This is a genomic window from Mycobacterium sp. NPDC051804 (assembly GCF_044452905.1).
Taxonomy (GTDB): domain Bacteria; phylum Actinomycetota; class Actinomycetes; order Mycobacteriales; family Mycobacteriaceae; genus Mycobacterium.
This window is the reverse complement of record NZ_JBITCD010000006.1, coordinates 385,108-404,152: the sequence shown is the minus strand read 5'-3', so window position 1 is coordinate 404,152 and position 19,045 is coordinate 385,108. Positions and strand designations below refer to the sequence as shown.

Genomic DNA, 19,045 nt, shown 5'->3' with positions numbered 1-19,045 from the left:
TGAGCTCTATCCGATGAGGTGAGATGTCCGGCGAGCTCGCGATAATCCTGGCGGCGGTACTGCTGCTGGCCGCGGTGGCCGCCGCAGTCATCACGGTGCGCACACGCCGCGTGGTCGCCACCCCCACTGAACGCGCCGTCCACGCCGCGCTGCACACCGCCTCGCTGGCCGCCCGTGCGCTGCGCCAGGGCCTGGACACCGAATCCGCCGAGGGCGCCGCCCCGTTCCTGCGCGGACTCACCGGTACCGAGGGCGTGGCCGTCTTCTCCGCCGACGGCCGCCTGCTGGCCCAGGATCCCGCCGACAACGCGCTGTGGACGCCCGACGTGCTCGACGCGTGCGAACGCGCGGCCCGCGAGTCGATCTCAGGAGGACGACGGGTGCTGACGCCCGCGCGAACGTCGACGGTCGTCGCGCAGCCGATGCTTGCCGAGGGCGGCGACGCACTTGGCGGCCTCGTCGTCGTGACCACCCGCTCCCCTGCGCCCGGCCTGCTCGGGGCCGTCGGCGAGGTCGCCCGGTACGCGACGAGCCAGATCGAACTCGCCGAACTCGACGCCTCCCGCGCCCGCCTAGACCGCGCGGAAGTGCTCGCGCTGCGCGCGCAGATCAGCCCGCACTTCATCTACAACGCGCTCAACACGATCGCGTCGTTCGTGCGCACCGACCCCAATCGCGCCCGCGAACTCATCCTCGAATTCGCCGATTTCACCCGCTATTCCTTCCGTGCCGCCGGGCAGTACACGACGCTGGCCGATGAACTGCGCAACATCGACCGCTATCTCACGCTGGAACGCGCGCGATTCGGCGACGCACTCAAGGTCAGGCTTCAGGTAGCGCCGGAGGTGCTCAACGTCGTCGTACCGTTCCTCGCCCTGCAGCCGCTGGTGGAGAACGCGGTCCGGCACGGGCTCGCCGGGCTGGGCGGGGGCGAGATCGAGATCATCGCCCGCGACGAGGGCTCAGACTGTGTCATCACGGTCGAGGACGACGGCGTCGGAATGGATCCCGACACATTGCGCACCGGGCACGGCGACGCTTTGGCCGACCAGAAGAAGGACTCCGCACACGTCGGGCTGACGAATGTCGATCACCGCCTGCGCGCGGCGTTCGGTAACGACTACGGTCTGGTGGTCGAAACAGCAATCGGCGCAGGCACAAAGGTCGTGATGCGAGTACCTAAATTCCGCGCGGGCGTGCGCGTATGAACAAGGCCCTCACGGTGCTGGCAGTCGACGACGAGGCGCCCGCGCTGGACGAGCTCGCTTATCTCCTCGAACAACACGACGACATCGATAAGGTGCTGCGCGCCGGTGACGCGACATCGGCGCTGCGCGAACTCAACCGCTGCCCCTTCGACGCGATCTTCCTCGACATCAACATGCCGGGGCTGTCCGGAATCGAACTCGCCGGTGTGCTCGCCAACTTCTCGCACCGGCCTGCCATCGTGTTCGTCACCGCCCATGACGACAAGGCCGTCGCGGCATTTGACGTCGGCGCATTGGATTACCTGCTCAAGCCGATCCGTCAGGACCGCCTGGACGAGGCGGTGCGACGGGTGCTGACAGCACGAGTCGCCGAACCCGATCAGACCGACGACGACGTGATCCCGGCCGAACTGGGTGGTGTCACCCACCTCGTGCCTAGGGACACCATCGGCTGGGTGGAGGCTGAGGGCGACTACGCCCGGCTGCACTCCGCATCGGGGTCGCATCTGGTCCGCATCCCGCTGAGCACACTCGAAAGCCGTTGGCGCGACAAGGGTTTCCACCGGGTGCACCGGTCCTATCTGGTGGCGCTGCGACTGGTCACCGGGCTGCGAAACAGCGACGGCGGCGTGCTGGTGCGGCTGCGTGCCAATGGTGCTTCACCCGCAGTCGAATTGCCCGTCAGCCGGCGCCAGGCCCGCGAACTGCGTGACCGCGTGGTCCGCGACCCGATGCGGAACCTCAAACCCGATGACTAGCGACGAGCGGCCCCAACGCGAACGCGTCGTGCTGTCCCAGCGTCGCGGCGCCCGCATGGTCCGCACCCGCGTGGAGGTGCAGGAGCAGACCCAGGTCGGCGACGCGCTCGTGCGCGGACTCGTGCGCGCACAGCTCGGGCTGGCGCTGCGCCTGGCCGCCGTCGTCGTGTGCGCCGTCGTATCAATTCCGTTGCTGAACGCGGCGTTTCCGGGCCTCGCGGCCATCACCGTATTCGGTATCCGGCTCAACTGGCTGGTGCTCGCGGTCCTGGTGTATCCCTTCTTCTACGGCGTCGGACGGCTCTACGTGCGCCTGGCCGAACAGGCGGAGCGGGACTTCGTCGGCGTCGTCGACAGCGAACCATGACCGGCTCACCGTTGACCGCGGCCGCCCTGCTCCTGGCGGTCATCGCGACCGTCGCGATCGGTGTCTACGGAGTTCGGTTCTCCCGCACCACATCCGACTTCCTGGTCGCCTCACGCACGGTGGGCCCCCAGTGGAACGCCGCCGCGATCTCCGGCGAATACCTCTCGGCCGCATCATTCCTCGGCGTAGCCGGCCTGATCGCCAAGTACGGCGCCGACGCGCTGTGGTATCCAGTCGGTTTTACCGCCGGCTATCTCGGCCTGCTGCTGTTCGTCGCCGCGCCGTTGCGCCGCACGGGTGCCTACACGGTGCCCGACTTCGCCGAGTTCCGGCTGGGCTCGGCGCGGCTGCGCAAAGTCGCGATGATCGTCGTCGTCGTGGTGTGCATCTACTATCTGGTGCCGCAGTATCAGGGCGCCGGTCTCGCGCTCAAAGCGCTTCTCGGTCTGCCGGTCTGGGTGGGCCCGTTGGTGGTCGGCGCCATCGTCATCTCCAACGTGGTGGCAGGTGGCATGCGCTCGATCACGTTCGTCCAGGCGTTCCAGTACTGGTTGAAGCTGACCGCGATCGCGATACCCGCATTGGCGCTACTCGGCCTGTTCGTCGCCGACCGCGGTGATCTCGGCGGCCCGCTGCCGCCAATCGTCACCGCGGAAACAGCCGTCGCGATCGAAACCGACGTGGTGGTGCGGGTCGCCGAACCGGCGGGCATCACCGTGACGGGCGTGCTGGACGGCACACCCGTTGACGCCCAGCCGATCCCGGCATCCGGCGACCACACCCTCGACGCGGGCACAACGCTGATTCTCGCGGCAGGCGCCCAGACACCCGTGGTGGCGGGCACCCCCAGCAGCGGCACCGAATGGATCGCGTCCGGCGGCGGTCTCGGCGGCGGCCATCCGCTCTATCAGGTGCTGTCGATCATCGTCGCGACGTTCCTGGGCACCATGGGATTACCGCACGTGCTCGTGCGCTTCTACACCAACCCCGATGGGCAGGCGGCCCGCCGGACGGCGTTGGCCGTCATCGCGCTGCTGTCGTTCTTCTATCTGTTCCCGACTCTGCTCGGGGTGTTCTCCCGGTTGTACGTTCCGCGGGTCCTGATCACCGGGAACGCCGACGCCGCCGTCCTTCTCGCGCCGTCGAGCGCGATCGGCGGGGCTGCGGGTCAACTGCTCGCCGCGCTCGTCGCCGCCGGGGCCATCGCGGCGTTTCTGGCGACATCGTCCGGTCTGTTGGTCAGTATCGCGGGCGCGCTGGCGACGGACGTGTTGCGTGGGCGGGTCCGCGACTTTCGGGTGGCCGCTCTCGTGGGCGGGCTCATCCCGATCCCGTTGTCGTTGGCCACCACCGGCGGGCTGGAGTTGTCGCGCAGCGTCGGATTGGCTTTCGCTGTCGCCGCGTCCACGCTGTGCCCGCTGCTCGTCCTCGGCATCTGGTGGCGCGGGCTGACCGCGTGGGGCGCCGCGTGCGGCCTGGTGGTGGGCGGCGTGCTGTCGGGCACCGCGGTGACGGTGGCGGTGGCGGGCGGGATCGACGACGACGTTCTCGGCGGTTGGCCCGCGGTGATGATCGGCTACCCCGCCGCGGTCACCGTCCCGCTGGCGTTCGCAACGATGATCCTGGTCAGCCGCTTCGGACGCACCGGCCCGCCTGCTGATGTCGCGCAGATCTTCGCCCGCATGCACGTGCCGGAACGGCTGGGCATGGGTGTGGAGCGCGTGCCCCGCGGATGAGCGCTTGCGCGAAGACCAGACGATGCGGGTGAGCGCTTGCGCGAAAACCAGACGATGCGGATGAGCGCACCGTTCGTCGTCGCCGATCGACCGTTTACCGCATCACCCACGGGTTTCGCCGTGTCAACGCCGTATGCACTGGGTATGTGACCTGCATCTCATCTAGTTTCTCCAGTTGAGCCGGTTCACATTCGACGTTCAGGAGCAGACGATGCCGACAACAGAAACCGCGGTGAGCGGTGAGGAGTATCTGGCCGTCCAAGCCAGTCCGGAGTTCCAGGAACTGCGAAGCCGATTGCGGCGCTTCGTGTTCCCGATGAGCGCACTATTCCTCGTCTGGTACGCGGTCTATGTGATCCTCGGTGCGTTCGCCCATGACTTCATGGCCACGAAGGTGTGGGGCGATATCAACATCGGCCTGATCATCGGCCTCGGCCAGTTCGTGTCCACATTCCTCATCACCTTCATCTACGTCCGCTTCGCCAACCGGGAACTCGACCCGCGCGCCGAGGCGATCCGCAACAAGCTCGAAGGTGATGCGGCATGAACCACGTCGGCGTCCTCGCTCAAGACGGCACTACGGTCGGCAACCCCGTCGCGAACATCGCGATCTTCGGTCTGTTCGTCGCCGTCACGCTCTTCATCGTGATCCGTGCGAGCAAAAAGAATGCCACTGCGGCCGAATTCTTCACCGCGGGAAGGTCTTTCACCGGGCCACAAAACGGCATCGCGATCTCCGGCGACTATTTGTCCGCGGCTAGCTTCCTCGGTATCGCGGGCGCCATCGCCGTTTACGGCTACGACGGCTTCCTCTACTCGATCGGCTTCCTGGTGGCATGGCTGGTCGCATTGCTTCTGGTGGCCGAATTGCTGCGCAACGCAGGCAAGTTCACGATGGCCGACGTATTGAGCTTCCGACTCAAGCAGCGCCCGGTCCGGCTTGCCGCCGCAACCACCACGCTCGCCGTATGCCTGTTCTACCTGCTGGCGCAGATGGCGGGCGCGGGCGGCCTGGTGGCCCTGCTGCTCAACATCACCAGCGATATCGGCCAGGCGCTGGTCATCGCCGTCGTCGGTCTGCTGATGATCGCGTACGTGCTGATCGGCGGCATGAAGGGCACGACCTGGGTGCAGATCATCAAGGCTGTCCTGCTGATCGGCGGCGCGGCCATGATGACGGTGTGGGTGCTGGCCAAGTTCGGTCTCAACTTCTCCGAGATGCTCGGCGCGGCGCAGTCCGCGGTCTCGGGCTCCACGAACGAGGCCGTCGCCGGTCGTGACGTGCTGGCACCCGGCGCCCAGTACGGCGCTTCGCTGACGTCGCAGGTCAATTTCATCTCGTTGGCGCTGGCGCTCGTGCTCGGCACCGCGGGCCTACCCCACGTGCTGATGCGCTTCTACACGGTGCCGACGGCCAAGGAGGCTCGCCGCTCGGTGGTCTGGGCGATCGTGCTCATCGGCGCGTTCTATCTGTTCACCCTCGCGCTGGGGTATGGCGCCGCTGCGCTCGTCGGACCCGACGCGATTCTGGAGGCACCTGGCGGCCAGAACGCCGCCGCACCCTTGCTGGCCTTCCAGCTTGGTGGCGTGGTGCTGCTCGGCATCATCTCGGCCGTCGCCTTCGCGACGATCCTCGCGGTGGTCGCGGGCCTGACCATTACGGCGGCAACGTCATTCGCGCACGACATCTACGCGAGTGTGATGAAGAGCCATCAGGTGAGCGAGAGCGAGCAGGTTCGGGTATCCCGCATCACCGTGGTGGTGCTGGGCATCCTGTCCATCGGCCTCGGCATCCTCGCCGCGGAGCAGAACATCGCGTTCCTCGTGGCGCTCGCGTTCGCGGTAGCCGCCGCGGCCAACCTGCCGACCATCATCTACTCGCTGTACTGGCCGCGGTTCAATACCCGAGGTGCGCTGTGGAGCATGTACGGCGGTCTCATCTCGACGATCGTGCTGATCATCTTCTCGCCCGCGGTGTCCGGCGCGAAGACCGCGATGCTCCCGAACGTCGACTTCGCCTGGTTCCCGCTCGCCAACCCCGGCATCGTGTCGATCCCGCTGGCGTTCATCCTGGGTATTGTCGGCACGCTCAGCTCGCCCGACCGCGGCGATCCGGAGGTCAACGCGGAGTTCGAGGTGCGCTGCCTGACGGGCGTCGGCGCTGAGAAGGCCGTCAGCCACTGAGCTCGGGTGATTTCGCGGGGATTAACCTGCCTCGGATCTGAGTTGAGTTCACGCGTGACCCCACAACGCCTGGCCTTCCCGCTACTGGCGTACGCGTTCGCCGCGATCATGGTGGGGACAACGCTGCCGACACCGATGTACTCGCTCTACGGCGAGCAGATGAACTTCTCGGTGCTGACGACCACGGTGGTGTACGCGACGTACGCCGGCGGCGTGCTGTTCGCCCTGCTCGCGTTCGGCCGCTGGTCCGACGCCATCGGCAGGCGGCCCGTGCTGGCGGCCGGCGTGGTCTTCGCGCTCGCCAGCGCCGTGGTGTTCCTACTGGCGGACTCCGTGTCGATGCTCCTGGTCGGCAGGGTGCTGTCCGGCTTGTCAGCCGGTGTCTTCACCGGAACGGCCACCGCCGCCGTCATCGAGGCCGCGCCGCCGAACTGGCGCACGAAGGCCGCCGCGGTCGCCACAATCGCCAATGTCGGGGGCCTCGGCGCCGGACCCGTGGTGGCCGGCCTGCTGGTGCAATACGCGCCGCATCCACTGCATCTCAGCTTCGTCGTGCACATCGTGCTGGCCGCGTTGGCGGGAATCGCGGTGGCGGTGGTCCCTGAGACCTCACAGCGCACCGGCAGCATTGGAGTCCAGCGACTCTCCGTGCCCGCCGAGGTGCGGTCGGTGTTTGTCATCGCGGGTCTGGCCGCGTTCGCGGGGTTCGCGGTCACGGGACTCTTCATGGCCGTCGCGCCGGCGTTTGTGGACGACGTCGTCGGTATCGACAACGATGCGCTCGCCGGGTTCGTCGCCGCTTCGATCTTTGCCGCGTCGGCGGTCACTCAGATCGGCGCGAGGGGCATTTCACCGCAGCGTGCGGTCGCGATCGGGTGCGGAGTCCTGGTCACTGCGATGGCGATTCTCGTAGTCGCGCTGCACTTCTCGTCGCTGGCGGGACTTGTCGCGGGTGGGCTCGTCGCGGGTGTGGGCCACGGTATGACCTTCAGCCGGGGCCTGGCCGCGGTCTTGGAGCGCACACCGGCGCAGCGTCGTGCGGAGGTGAGCTCCACCTATTTCGTCGTCGCCTACGTTGCCATCTCACTGCCGGTCGTCGGCGAAGGTCTGGCCGCGCAAGCATGGGGACTGCGCACCGCCGGGGTGAGTTTCGCGGTCGCCGTCGCGGTGCTGGCAGGCATCTGCCTGGTCGCGATCCTGGCCCACGAGGCCCGCGAATCCCGTCGCGCCGCGGTAGAGGTGTGAGCTAGCCGCTCTTGCGGCGGAACTCGCGCCGATTCTCGACCGGGCCGTGCCCCTGTGCCTTCGGGCCCTTCGCGCCACCGTCTTTGTGCGCAGAACCCTCGGCTGACTTGGCCTTTTTCCGCTCCAGCGCTTCCCGGAACTTGCGCTTGGTGTCGTCTTCTTCCGGTGCATCCGCCATGACCGCAGCGTACTGCGCCTCGGCCCACTCGTCGCCTGATTTACCGCTTGCCGGGCGGCATGCCGTAGACGTGCGAGATCGGCAGCGTCATGACGACGCGCCTGTCGTCCACCATCGCACGCCGGTAGTCGTCCCAGTCGGGATGCTCACCGGCGATGTTGCGGTACAAGGCAATCAGCGCTTCCACGGTGTCGTCGTCCGGCGAAGCGGCAGGCGGCGTGAGCGTCGCATCACCCTCGGCGACCGCATACGACCAGCCGTCGTCGGAGCTGACATGGATCGAAGCCCGCGAGTCGCGCCGCAGGTTGCGGGTTTTGGCCCGCGGTTCGGTGATCGACACCTGGATCGTCAGACTGCGCGGGTCGAAGTAGTACGACACATTCGACAGCTGCGGGCGGCCGTCCCTCTTGATCGTGGCCAGGACACCCAGCGAGTTTCCACCGATCAACGCCAACAGCTTTTCATCGAGAACGTGACGCCCCATCACAGCAGCCTACGTCTCTACCATCGAGCAAATGACTGCGATTGACGGCAACACCCTCGAGGGCGTCTCCGCCACCACGTTGTGGACTCTGCACAACCGCGGCACCGAGGCCAAGCGCTCCGACGGGGTGATCCGTGACCCCTGGGCGGTCACCCTGTTCGACGCGATCTCCTATGACTACCTCAAGTTCGGTAAACCCAACCAGTCGCACGGCCTGCGCGCGGTCGCTTTCGACACCGCCGCGAGCGACTATCTGCGCACGCACCCCGAGGCGTCCGTGGTGGCATTGGCCGAAGGTCTGCAGACCAGTTTCTGGCGGCTGCAGCGCGCCGGTGTCGCCGACGAATTAACTTGGTACTCAGTGGATCTCCCGCCGGTCGTGGCACTGAGGGAGAAATTGCTGCCCGCCGAAGAACGGATCGTGCCGCTGGCGCAGTCGGCGCTGGACCTGAGCTGGATGGACCGTGTCGACGACTCACACGGGGTCTTCATCACCGCCGAGGGCCTGCTCATGTACCTGGAGCCCGACGAAGCCCAAGGCCTGATCCGCGACTGCGCGGCCCGCTTCCCCGGCGGTCAGATGATGTTCGACTCGATCCCGCCCTGGTTCTCCCGGCGCACACTGAAGGGCCTCAAGCTCTCCGATCGCTACGTCGCGCCGCCGATGCCGCACGGCCTCAGTGCGGAGGAAGCCCTCACTCTGGCGGGGCGCATTCCGGGTGTGCGCGGCGCCCGCGACATCGCCATGCCGCCCGGCCGGGGCCTGTGGAAGGTAGCGAGCCACCCGACGATGGATCGCATCGGTTTCCTGCGCCGCAATCGTCCCAGCATCACGCTGCTGGAGTTCGGGTAAACAGCTCCTATGACCAGATATGCCGGATTTCTTCGTGGCGTCAACGTCGGCGGCGTCAATCTCAAGATGGCCGAGGTGGCCAAGGTATTCGAAGAGGTCGGATTCGCCAATGTGAAGACGATCTTGGCGAGTGGAAACGTGTTGCTGGACAGCCGTTCCGGGGTGGACGCGGTCAGAAAGAAGGCGGAGAAGGCGCTGCGCGACGCGTTCGGCTACGACGCCTGGGTGCTGGCGTACGACCTGAAAACCGTGCAGATGATCTCCGAGAAGTTCCCGTTCGAGCGCGAAGTCGACGGGTACCACTCCTACGTCACGTTCGTCGCCGACCCCGACGTCCTCGACGAGCTCGCGACCCTCGGCGACGACGCGGGCCCAAAAGAGAAGATCGAGCGCGGCGAGGGTGTCCTCTACTGGCAGGTCCCCAACAAGGGCACGCTGGACACCACAATCGGCAAGACGATGGGCAAGAAGCGCTACAAGTCGTCGACGACCACCCGCAACCTGCGCACCATCGAGAAAGTTCTGCGATAGGTAGATTCGGCCGGGTGACTTCCGAACCGACCGCAAAGGCCGACGGCGCCGTTTTGACCGGAGTGTCCGAGACGGCACTGCTGACGTTGCAGGTACGCGCCAACGAGGCGCGCAGGCCGGACTCGCTCATCGACGACCCGATGGCGATCCGGCTCGTGGACTCCATCGATTTCGACTGGGCCAAGTTCGGCATCAGCCGCCGTCAGGACATGGGGATCCGCGCGCTGGCATTCGACACCGAGGCACGCCGCTACCTGGCCGACCATCCGAAAGCCACCGTGGTGGCGCTCGCCGAGGGTCTGCAGACCAGCTTCTACCGTCTGGATGCCGCCGGTGTAGGGCATGAATTCCGTTGGCTCACCGTCGATCTCCCGCCGATGATCGAGTTGCGCCGTAAGCTGCTGCCGACCGACGAGCGCATCGAGATGCGTGCACAGTCCGCGCTCGACTTCAGTTGGATGGACGACGTGCCCGTCGACGACGGCGTGTTCATCACCGCCGAGGGGCTGCTGATGTACCTGCAGCCCGACGAAGCCCTCGGTTTGATCGCCGCGTGCGCACAGCGCTTCGCGGGCGGCCGGATGATGTTCGACCTGGCGCCGGCCTGGTTCGCGAAAGCCATCACCCGCGGCTTGCTGCGGCCCACGCTGCGCTACCGGGTGCCGCCGATGCCGTTCAGCCTGACGCCGTCGCAGCTGGCAAACCTGGTGAACGAGATCCCCGGCATACGGGCAGTGCACGATCTGCCCATGCCGCAGGGGCGCGGCAAAGCCTTCAACGCCATTGCGTCGACGGTTCAACGGGTGCGGCTGTTCGACCCCGTGCGACCGATCAACACCCTGCTGGAATTCGGCTGAGGCGGCGTTTACGCCGGCAACGCCACTGCAGGATCGGGTTGTGCGACCGCTTGTTCCGACGATTCGAACTGCAGATGCGGGTCGACGACGGAGCCCTCACGCAGCATTCCGACGTCGTAGTAGTAGTTCATCGACACGCGCCATGGCTCCCCGTCACCCTGCTTCGGTAACCGGTCGAGGGCACGCTGGACGTATCCGGCGCTCAGGTCGAGCATCGGCCGGGTCGCCATCCCGGCCTCGGCGACCTCAGCGCGCGCGATGTCGTAACCCTGCGCGTCCATGTGGCTCAGCAGACGGCAGAAGTGCTCGCACAGCAGGCCGACCTTGAGCGTCCATGACGAGTTGGTGTAGCCGAACGCGAAGGCGAAGTTCGGCACACCGGACAGCATCATGGCCTTGTAGGCGACGGAGTCGGCGAGGTCGACCGGCGTACCGTCCACGGTCAGCGACATCCCGCCGAGCAACTGGATGTTCAAACCCGTTGCGGTGACGATGATGTCGGCGTCAAGATGCTTGCCGGATTCCAGCTCGATGCCGGTCTCTGTGAACGTCGCGATGCGATCGGTGACCACGGAGGCCGCACCGCTGCTGATCGCCTTGAACAGATCGGCGTCGGGCACCGCGCACAGCCGCTGATCCCACGGGTTGTACGCGGGGTTGAAGTGCTCGTCTACGGGATAGCCCGCCGGCAGTTCCCGCGCGTTGAGGTGACGGATCAGCCGGCGCGCCGCGGCCGGGTACTTCTGGCTCAACTGGTACACGGCACGCTGCTTGACGATGTTCTTGCGCCGAGCCAGCGCATACCCGCGCTTGGCGCCGAGCAGCTTCTGCGCCGCATTGGCGAAACCGTCCTTTGAGGGCACCGGCAACACATAGGTCGGTGAGCGCTGCAACATGGTGACGTGGCCCGCGGTTTTGGCCATCGCGGGCACCAGGGTGACCGCTGTCGCGCCGCTGCCGATGATGACGACCTTCTTGCCGGCGTAGTCGAGGTCCTTGGGCCAGTGCTGCGGGTGTACGACCTGACCTCGGAATCGGTCGCGACCCGTGAACTGCGGGGTGTAGCCCTGGTCGTAGCGGTAGTAGCCGCCTGCGCAGAAGATCCAGTTCGCACTGATCTGCACCAGTTCCTCGGTGCCCTCCCCCGCGACGCAGCGCTCGACGTCGATCACCCAGCGCGCGTCGGCGCTCGACCATTCCGCGCCCAATACCTTGTGGTGGAAGCGGATCTTGGCGTCGATGCCGTTCTCCGCGGAGGTCTGGCGCAGGTAGGCCAGGATCTTGTCCGCTGAGGCGATGGCGTCCTCGTCGCGCCACGGCTTGAACTCGTAGCCGAACGTGTGCAGGTCGGAGTCCGAACGAATCCCCGGATAGCGGAACAGATCCCACGTGCCGCCGGTTGCGCCGCGTGCTTCCAGGATGGCGTAGGACCGGCCGGGGTGTTCTTTCTGGAGGTAGTAGGCGGCGCCGATGCCGGAGATGCCTGCGCCGACGATCACCACGTCGACGTGCTCGGTGCGGGGCGTGGTGCGGGGCGTGGTGTGGACCATGACGGTGGCTCCTGACGACGGTGGCTTGATACGTAGATCGTCGCGAATCCAGGGTCATCTCGCATAGAACAGAACTCACCGTATTATGCGCACACTTGGTGCACTTTGCACCGTTGCTCTACTCTTGTCCAATGACGTGGCCACGGCCGTCGGCCCAGGTGAGAGAGCTGATCCGGCAGAGTGCGCAGATGATCGTCAATGCGCCACCGGAATGGCTCGACGACCTCGACGCCGCAGTGCTCGGCTCGCACGCCGCCATCGCCGCGGATCCCGAACTCGCGGGGGCGGTGAGCCGCAGCAACCGGGCCAACCTGTTCTTCTGGGCAACGGCCAACGTCCGCGACCCTGGGGCCCCGGTGCCTCCCAACTCCGGACCCGAGCCGGTGGACGTCGCACGGGAACTGGTCCGCCGGGGACTCGACGCATATTCGCTCGACGCGTACCGAGTCGGCGAAGGGGTGGCCTGGCGCCGCCTCATGAGAATCGCCTTCGAGCTGACCTCCGATCCGGCGCAATTGCACGAATTCCTCGACGTGTGCTCCCGGTCGATCAGCGCCTTCGTCGACGGCACCCTGTCGGCCATCGCGGCCCAGATCGACCTGGAGCGCGACGAACTCACGCGCGGAACCCATGCCCAACGTCGCGAGACCGTCGCGCTGGTTCTCGACGGCGCACCCATCCCGCGCAGACGCGCCGAAGATCGGCTGGGCTATGCGCTGACCGGACTCCACACCGCGGCGGTCATCTGGACCGACGAACCAACCGGCGATCTGGCCCGACTCGACAGTGCGGCCGAGTCCGTGGGGCACGCCGCCGGCGGGGCGCGACCGTTGAGCGTGCTGGCCGGGACCGCGACCCGGTGGGTGTGGGTGCCGGGCAGCGGCGACGTCGACACCGATGCGCTGCTGCAGTCGGTGCACCAGACACCAGATGTCCGGATCGCGATCGGGACGACGGTCGGCGGTATCGACGGGTTTCGCCGCAGCCATTTCGACGCCATCACCACCCAGCAGCTGATGGCGCGGCTGCGTTCACCGCAGCAGATCGCGCAGTTCGCCGACGTCCAACTGGTCGCCCTCATCACCGCCGACACCGGCCGCGCCGCGGAGTTCGTCAAGCACACGCTGGGCGATCTCGAATCGGCCGGAGCCGAGTTGCAGGACACGGTAAGGACATTCGTGGCCGAACAGTGCAACGCGTCCCGAACCGCAGCCAGGCTCTACACGCATCGCAACACATTGCTACGTCGACTGGCCCGCGCGGACGAACTCTTGCCGCGACCCCTGGCAGATTCGACCGTTAATGTGGCCGTCGCGCTCGACGTCGTGCGTTGGCGCGGCAGCCACGGCTAGCCGAATGCGGATTCGACGTAGCGCAGCGCGTCCGCCTTGTCGATGCCCAGCGCCTTGGCCGCGGTCACGTAGGTGTGCGCGGCGGTGGCCATCGCGGTGTCGGCAGGGTCGATGCGGGCGACGAAAGTGCCGAAGCGGCCCCGGGTTTCGAGAACCCCCGCCGACTCCAGCTCACGGTAGGCGCGCGCGACCGTGTTGACGGCCAGGCCGAGTTGACCAGCCAGTTCGCGGACCGTCGGCAACCGGGTACCCGGCGGCAGCCTGCCGTCGCGCACGCCTTCGATGATCTGCGTCCTGAGCTGGTCAAACAGGGGGCCTGAAGCGCGATGGTCGATGCAAACCCAATCCCCCAACTTGGTCACGTGCTCAGTATCGCGCAAGCCGCTAGTTTGGTCATGTGCAAGTTACGGTCCTCAGCGGTGCGGGCATCTCGGCGGAGAGCGGCGTGCCGACCTTCCGCGATGCCGAGACCGGGCTGTGGGCCAAGGTGGATCCCTACGAAATTTCCAGTTCAGAGGGCTGGCAGGCGAATCCCGAGCGGGTGTGGGCCTGGTACCTGTGGCGGCACTACATGATGGGCTCGGTTGACCCCAACGACGGCCACCGGGCCGTGGCCGCCTGGCAGGACTACGCCGAAGTGCACGTAGTCACCCAGAACGTCGACAATCTGCACGAACGGGCGGGCAGCAAGAACGTCTATCACTTGCACGGCAGCTTGTTCGAATTCCGTTGTGATCGCTGTCAATCCACGTACACCGGCGAGTTACCGGCAATGACCGAACCGGCGGAGACGGTCGACCCGCCGCGATGCACGTGCGGCGGCATGATCCGGCCCAACGTCGTGTGGTTCGGGGAGGCGCTTCCTGACCAAGCGTGGCAACGCTCGGTGGACGCCGTTGCCGGGGCCGACCTCGTGATCGTGGTCGGCACGTCGTCGATCGTCTATCCCGCGGCGGGGCTGCCGGAGATGGCGCTGGCCAACGGCAAGGTCGTCATCGAGGTCAACCCCGAACCGACACCGCTGTCGGCGGCCGCGACGGTGTCGCTGCGGGAAACCGCGGCCGGTGCGCTGCCAAATCTGCTGCAGAGGCTGCCCGCACTGCTCGGCTAGTGATTTGTGTGCGTTTTGGTGCGGCTACCGCACGCGAACGCACACAAATCGCTGAAGAGGGAACCATTCGGGCGGCTGAAGAGTCGACAAATGATGTGGTTGTCGATGACTACTTGCGCCGACACGACGGGGTAATCACGCTCGCGCAGGCTCAGCACGCGGGACTGAGTCGGCACAGTGCCGGTCGACGGGTCCGAGACGGACGGTGGCGGCGCTGCTCCCCCGGCGTCTTCTTCGCCGACGACCGACCATTTACCGATGCGGCACGCGTGCGAGCCGCCGTGTGGGGCTATGGACCCGAAGCCGCCGCCAGCGGGCTAGCGGCGGCGTGGTGGCACGGCCTGACGAAGTTCGCACCAGACGTGGTTGAGGTCACGGTGCCGAGGACCAGTCATCATCCGCACCGTGCTGGTATCCGCATGCGGCGGCGCGATTTGACACGAAGCGACATCGTCGAGCGAAATGGCTTGAGAATCACCGAATTAGCACTGACGGTGGTAGAGGCCGCCGTACGAAAGCGCGGCGGATCGGTGTTGATGGATTCCGCACTCCAGCGCCAGGTCGAGCTGCGCGACCTTTGGCGTGCGCATCTACGAAACACCGGTCGCCACGGATCTACCGCCGCGAGGCGCCTCCTGCAATCCGCACACGACGGCGCCCGCTCGGAGGCAGAGCGCCTTTTTGTGCAGCTCCTGAGGCAGGCGGACATCGAAGGATGGCGAACTAACTATCCGATTGGTGGATACAGGATCGACGTTGCGTTCCCCGACCAGAAGGTCGCCATCGAAGTCGACGGTTGGGCTTTCCACAACACCCCGGAAGTGTTCGTCAAGGATCGCAATCGACAGAACACCATCGCCCTACTCGGGTGGAAAGTCCTCCGCTTCACATGGTTTGACCTCACCGAGTACCCGCAGCGGGTGATCGCCGAGATCAAGCACGCCCTCAGCCAGTGATTTGTGTGCGTTTTGGTGCGGCTACCGCACGCGAACGCACACAAATCGCTACTTGACCGCGCGGCCGATCGCGAACTCCGAAACCGGCAGCGGCACCCACGTCGGCATCGTCCATTCGCGCCTCGCCCCTGACACCGCAAATCCCGCGCCGGTGATGCTCGCTTCGGTGTCCCGATGCGTGTGGCAATTGCCGAGCAGCCGCGGCCACAGGGTCGCGTCGGCGAACTTCTGCAGACCGCCCCGCGCGCCGCTGCTGGCGATGTGTTCGAGGTACCGGAGCTCTCCTCCTGGCTTCAACAGCGAATGCAGCTCTCGCAGAACATTTTCGGGCTCATCGACCGAGCACAGCACGAGCGAGCACACCACTGCATCGAACGGCTCACCGCCGGAGGCCAGATACTGCTCCACCGTGTCGGTGCTGACGGTGACCGACACCGGTGCGGTGGCGGCCGCCTTGAGTGCGACCTCGGCCAGCGTGTGTTCTGGCTCGACGGCGACCACCTCGGTCACCGTGTCGGGATAGAACTCGAAGTTCGTGCCCGTGCCGGCACCCACCTCGAGGACTCGACCTGAAAGACCGGCGAGGTTCTCCCGCCGCAGCTGCCGAATGGCATCGGTTTCGTGGGTGGACATGACCTTCCACAACCGGGCGAAGAACGGGTTATTGACGGTGTTCGTCATCTAGAAGTCCCTTCAACTTGGCGACGGCGTCCCGCGGAGCGGTCGTGGGTCCGATCGCGCCGGACACGATCTCTCCGACGACGATGGCTTTGAGCACCCGGTCCGCGAACTCCTCGGTGTCACCCCACGGCAAGTATGGCCGTGAGATCAGCATCGCCGCCACCCCGTGCGCAGCTGTCCACAGCTCTAACGCGACGGTGGTCGAATCGTTATCCGGCAGGATGCCCTCGGCCATCAACGCCTCGACCGTCGAACAGATGTGGACGAACGCCGAGTTGTTCAACATCAGGTCCACATCACTGCCCGGCCGGCCCTCCCCCATGGTGGCAATCCGGTACAGCTCAGGGGTTTTCACCGCGAAGCGCACATATGCCAGACCCTGCGCGCGCAGCGCGTCGATGGGGGCCGCCTCACCGGCGGCGGCCGCCTGCATCTCCTCGTCGAGCTTCTCGAAATACCGTGCGCACACCGCGTCCAGCAGTGCGTCCTTGTCGGTGAAATGCAGATAGATCGAGGGCGGGGTCACACCGACGCGTTGCGCCACCGACCGGATGGACACGTCTTTGGCGTGACCGGTGTCCAGCAGCAGATCGGTGGTCGCGTCGAGAATCTCGTCGCGAAGTTGCTCCCCTGACCCGCGGGGCGCGCGCCGCCGTTTCATCGCGCAGGCACGGCCGACGGCGTCTCGGGAGCAGGCGCGGGATCGTCCGCGGACTCACTGATGCCGATCCGTTCGTGCAGTTTGACCAGGGGCTTGGGCGCCCACCAGTTCCACCGTCCGAGCAGATGCATGAACGCGGGCACCAACGCCATACGAACCAGTGTGGCATCGACCAGAATCGCGAGCGTCAGCCCGAGTCCGAACATCTTCATGAAAGCCACCTCCGCGGCGATCAGCGCCGCGAACGAGATGGACATCAGCAGCGCGGCCGCGGTGACGACGCGGCCCGTCTTGGCCAGCCCCAGCGCGACGCTTTCGTCATTGTCTGCGCGGGTTTTGCCGGACTTGAGCCAGAATTCGCGGATCCTGGATATCAGGAACACCTCATAGTCCATCGACAATCCGAACGCGATACAGAACAAGAGCACGGGCATGTTGGCCACCAGCGTGCCGGTCGGGGTGGTACCAAGCGCGCCCAGATGGCCCTCCTGGAAGATCCACACCAACGCACCGAATGCAGCGGTCAGCGATAATACGTTGAGTATCAACGCCTTCAGTGGCAGAACCACGCTACCGGTGAGCAGGAACAGCAGAACGAACGTGATCGCCGCGATCACGCCGAGAACAAGCGGCAACCGCGAGGTGATGGCAACGGAACTGTCCCTGTTCTGCTGCGGGACACCCGTCAGCTGAATCGCCTGCCCGCCCGGGGTGCTCACCGCGCGCAAGCCATCCAGCTGAGCTTCAGACGCGTCGGAGAACAGCGGCGCGCTGCTGGCGACTGTCAGGAACGCGCTGCCGTCCTTGAAGCCGGTGGCAGCTGAGGGAGGACCAGCGGGTCTGCCGTCGACGAAAGTACCGCCGGGCGCGGAAACCGATGTCACGTCGGCGACCTGGGACAGCGCCGCGGCATATCCATTCAGGTCGGCCGGAGTGACGTCGCCAGTGTTCGGGATGACGACAGTGACGTTTCTGGCGGCGTCCACGGCGAAGTCGTTTCGCATCTCGTCGCCGACCTGGCGCGCTGACGCCGATTGCGGCAGCACCCGGTCGTCGGGGAAGCCCCACTTGGCGCCGAGGAAAGGCACACCGAGCGCCAACAGCAACGCAACGATCGCGAGTCCGATCGGAATCGACCGGCGCATAACGAATTTCGTGCTGCGATACCAGAACATTTGCTCGACCGGCTTGCGCACGGGATCGGGCCGCCTGCGCAACCAGCGGAACAACCGTCGGGTGTCCAGCGCATCCAGTCGTTCCCCCAGCAGCACGATCGCCGCGGGGGCCACCACGATCGCCGCCACGGCCGCGAAGGTCACCACAGCGATCCCCGCGTAGGCGAACGACTTGAGGAAGTACATCGGGAACAGCACCATCGCCACCATCGATAGCGCGACGGTCAGCGCCGAAAACAGCACCGTGCGACCGGCCGTCGCCATAGTGCGGGTCAGCGCCCGTTCCCGGTCCGCGCCCTCGGCCAGCTCGTCGCGGAATCTGCTGATGATGAGCAGCGTGTAGTCGATGGCGAGCGCCAGACCCATTGCGATGGTGAGGTTCATCGCGAAGATGGACACATCGGTGACGAACGTGGTCGCGCGCAACACCGCCATCGATCCGAGGATCGCGAACCCGCCGACGGCCAACGGCAGCGCCGCCGCCAGCACGCCACCGAACACCCAGACCAACACGACGAAGCTGAGTGGAATCGCGATGGCTTCCATCATCAGCAGATCTTTTTCGCTCTGACCGTTGATCTGCACATAGATCATCGCCTCACCGCCTGCGCGCACAATCACGCCGTCGCGGTCGTGCACGAGCTTTTCCGTGAGTTCCTTGGCGTGCTTCTGGGCAGCACTTTCTCCACCGGTGATGCCGGCGACGATCAGGCCGGTCTTGCCGTCCTTGCTCAACAGTGCGGGCGCGACGGAAGCCGGTGCCGTCCACACCGACGTCACCTGCACCACGTTCGGTGACGCTTGCAGCTGCTGCGCGATGTCCATGCCGAGCGTGCGGGCCGCGGGGCTCTGTGCGCCGTCAGCTGCGCTGTCGTCGGTCAGGCTGATGACGAGTTCCATATCGCCCTGCCCGAACTTGTCGATCAGCAGCTGCTTCGCCTGCGCCGACTCCGAGGTGGGGTCCTGGAAACCACCGGCAGACAGGCTCTTGGCGACGGGTACGCCGAAGATGCCGCACGCCACCATGACGAGCGCTGCGATCGCCACGATGCGCCGCGGCGCCCTGATCGCCAGTCCTGCGATGCGTTCGAGCACGTCGCGTCCTCCCGACTAGTTGGATATCGCCGCTAACTTATCAGCGATAAGTTAGCGCCCGCA

20 protein-coding genes are annotated in these 19,045 nt (G+C 66.2%); 13 read left to right on the top strand and 7 right to left on the bottom strand.

Features of this window, described 5'->3' with window-relative positions; all coding sequences use genetic code 11:
* The first annotated feature begins 23 nt into the window (after positions 1-23).
* The 7 genes from ACIA48_RS24840 (at position 24) to ACIA48_RS24810 (ending at position 7,498) form a co-directional block, all read left to right on the top strand.
* The gene (locus tag ACIA48_RS24840; RefSeq protein WP_396737851.1) at positions 24-1,208 is read left to right on the top strand and encodes a sensor histidine kinase; all 1,185 of its coding nucleotides are present in this window, start codon (positions 24-26) and stop codon (positions 1,206-1,208) included.
* Entirely contained in the window at positions 1,205-1,966 is a 762-nt protein-coding gene (locus tag ACIA48_RS24835) for a LytR/AlgR family response regulator transcription factor (RefSeq protein ID WP_396737848.1), read from the top strand. The genes ACIA48_RS24840 and ACIA48_RS24835 overlap by 4 nt, the downstream gene beginning before the upstream one ends.
* Positions 1,959-2,333 carry a hypothetical protein gene (locus ACIA48_RS24830; RefSeq protein ID WP_396737845.1) on the top strand — a complete coding sequence of 125 codons (375 nt, stop codon included), beginning with the start codon at positions 1,959-1,961 and terminating at the stop codon, positions 2,331-2,333. The genes ACIA48_RS24835 and ACIA48_RS24830 overlap by 8 nt, the downstream gene beginning before the upstream one ends.
* A complete protein-coding gene (locus ACIA48_RS24825; RefSeq protein WP_396737842.1) occupies positions 2,330-4,069 on the top strand; it encodes a cation acetate symporter in 1,740 nt (579 codons plus the stop codon). The genes ACIA48_RS24830 and ACIA48_RS24825 overlap by 4 nt, the downstream gene beginning before the upstream one ends.
* A gap of 211 nt (positions 4,070-4,280) precedes the next feature.
* On the top strand, positions 4,281-4,616 hold the full coding sequence (locus tag ACIA48_RS24820; RefSeq protein ID WP_396738470.1) for a DUF485 domain-containing protein: 336 nt from the start codon (positions 4,281-4,283) through the stop codon (positions 4,614-4,616).
* Positions 4,613-6,253 carry a cation acetate symporter gene (locus ACIA48_RS24815; protein ID WP_396737839.1) on the top strand — a complete coding sequence of 547 codons (1,641 nt, stop codon included), beginning with the start codon at positions 4,613-4,615 and terminating at the stop codon, positions 6,251-6,253. The genes ACIA48_RS24820 and ACIA48_RS24815 overlap by 4 nt, the downstream gene beginning before the upstream one ends.
* A 54-nt stretch (positions 6,254-6,307) precedes the next feature.
* Positions 6,308-7,498 (top strand): MFS transporter, encoded by a 1,191-nt coding sequence (locus tag ACIA48_RS24810; protein WP_396737836.1) that lies wholly within the window; start codon positions 6,308-6,310, stop codon positions 7,496-7,498.
* Position 7,499: 1 nt separating this feature from the next.
* Here ACIA48_RS24810 and ACIA48_RS24805 read toward each other — a convergent pair whose 3' ends face one another.
* Together ACIA48_RS24805 and ACIA48_RS24800 are read right to left on the bottom strand one after the other, a co-directional pair.
* Complete coding sequence (locus ACIA48_RS24805; RefSeq protein ID WP_396737834.1) at positions 7,500-7,676, bottom strand: DUF5302 domain-containing protein; 177 nt, start codon at positions 7,674-7,676, stop codon at positions 7,500-7,502.
* Positions 7,677-7,716: 40 nt separating this feature from the next.
* Complete coding sequence (locus tag ACIA48_RS24800; RefSeq protein ID WP_396737831.1) at positions 7,717-8,160, bottom strand: PPOX class F420-dependent oxidoreductase; 444 nt, start codon at positions 8,158-8,160, stop codon at positions 7,717-7,719.
* A 31-nt stretch (positions 8,161-8,191) separates the two neighbouring features.
* Between ACIA48_RS24800 and ACIA48_RS24795 the strand changes: the two genes are divergently transcribed.
* Genes ACIA48_RS24795 through ACIA48_RS24785 form a run of 3 tightly spaced genes read left to right on the top strand, consistent with a single transcriptional unit; the run spans position 8,192 to position 10,401 of the window.
* Entirely contained in the window at positions 8,192-9,013 is an 822-nt protein-coding gene (locus tag ACIA48_RS24795) for a class I SAM-dependent methyltransferase (protein ID WP_396737829.1), read from the top strand.
* A 9-nt stretch (positions 9,014-9,022) separates the two neighbouring features.
* A complete protein-coding gene (locus ACIA48_RS24790) occupies positions 9,023-9,544 on the top strand; it encodes a DUF1697 domain-containing protein (protein ID WP_396737826.1) in 522 nt (173 codons plus the stop codon).
* A 14-nt stretch (positions 9,545-9,558) separates the two neighbouring features.
* Positions 9,559-10,401 carry a class I SAM-dependent methyltransferase gene (locus tag ACIA48_RS24785; RefSeq protein WP_396737824.1) on the top strand — a complete coding sequence of 281 codons (843 nt, stop codon included), beginning with the start codon at positions 9,559-9,561 and terminating at the stop codon, positions 10,399-10,401.
* A gap of 8 nt (positions 10,402-10,409) precedes the next feature.
* Here the strand turns inward: ACIA48_RS24785 and ACIA48_RS24780 are convergent, their stop codons facing one another.
* Complete coding sequence (locus ACIA48_RS24780; protein WP_396737821.1) at positions 10,410-11,951, bottom strand: flavin-containing monooxygenase; 1,542 nt, start codon at positions 11,949-11,951, stop codon at positions 10,410-10,412.
* A 131-nt stretch (positions 11,952-12,082) separates the two neighbouring features.
* On the opposite strand from ACIA48_RS24780, the gene ACIA48_RS24775 reads away from it, so the two are divergent.
* Entirely contained in the window at positions 12,083-13,303 is a 1,221-nt protein-coding gene (locus ACIA48_RS24775; RefSeq protein ID WP_396737818.1) for a PucR family transcriptional regulator, read from the top strand.
* Here the strand turns inward: ACIA48_RS24775 and ACIA48_RS24770 are convergent.
* On the bottom strand, positions 13,300-13,665 hold the full coding sequence (locus ACIA48_RS24770; protein WP_396737816.1) for a GntR family transcriptional regulator: 366 nt from the start codon (positions 13,663-13,665) through the stop codon (positions 13,300-13,302). The genes ACIA48_RS24775 and ACIA48_RS24770 overlap by 4 nt on opposite strands.
* 35 nt (positions 13,666-13,700) lie before the next feature.
* Between ACIA48_RS24770 and ACIA48_RS24765 the strand changes: the two genes are divergently transcribed.
* Together ACIA48_RS24765 and ACIA48_RS24760 are read left to right on the top strand one after the other, a co-directional pair.
* The gene (locus ACIA48_RS24765) at positions 13,701-14,414 is read left to right on the top strand and encodes an NAD-dependent deacylase (RefSeq protein WP_396737813.1); all 714 of its coding nucleotides are present in this window, start codon (positions 13,701-13,703) and stop codon (positions 14,412-14,414) included.
* 95 nt (positions 14,415-14,509) lie between these two features.
* Positions 14,510-15,370: a DUF559 domain-containing protein gene (locus ACIA48_RS24760; RefSeq protein ID WP_396737810.1), complete on the top strand. Its 861-nt coding sequence runs from the start codon at positions 14,510-14,512 to the stop codon at positions 15,368-15,370.
* A 48-nt stretch (positions 15,371-15,418) separates the two neighbouring features.
* Here the strand turns inward: ACIA48_RS24760 and ACIA48_RS24755 are convergent, their stop codons facing one another.
* From ACIA48_RS24755 to ACIA48_RS24745, 3 genes are read right to left on the bottom strand one after another with little or no spacing between them, the layout of a single operon-like run.
* Positions 15,419-16,051: a class I SAM-dependent methyltransferase gene (locus ACIA48_RS24755; RefSeq protein ID WP_396737807.1), complete on the bottom strand. Its 633-nt coding sequence runs from the start codon at positions 16,049-16,051 to the stop codon at positions 15,419-15,421.
* The gene (locus tag ACIA48_RS24750; protein WP_396737804.1) at positions 16,032-16,712 is read right to left on the bottom strand and encodes a TetR/AcrR family transcriptional regulator; all 681 of its coding nucleotides are present in this window, start codon (positions 16,710-16,712) and stop codon (positions 16,032-16,034) included. The genes ACIA48_RS24755 and ACIA48_RS24750 overlap by 20 nt, the downstream gene beginning before the upstream one ends.
* The gene (locus ACIA48_RS24745) at positions 16,709-18,982 is read right to left on the bottom strand and encodes an MMPL family transporter (protein ID WP_396737802.1); all 2,274 of its coding nucleotides are present in this window, start codon (positions 18,980-18,982) and stop codon (positions 16,709-16,711) included. The genes ACIA48_RS24750 and ACIA48_RS24745 overlap by 4 nt, the downstream gene beginning before the upstream one ends.
* Positions 18,983-19,045 lie beyond the last annotated feature (63 nt).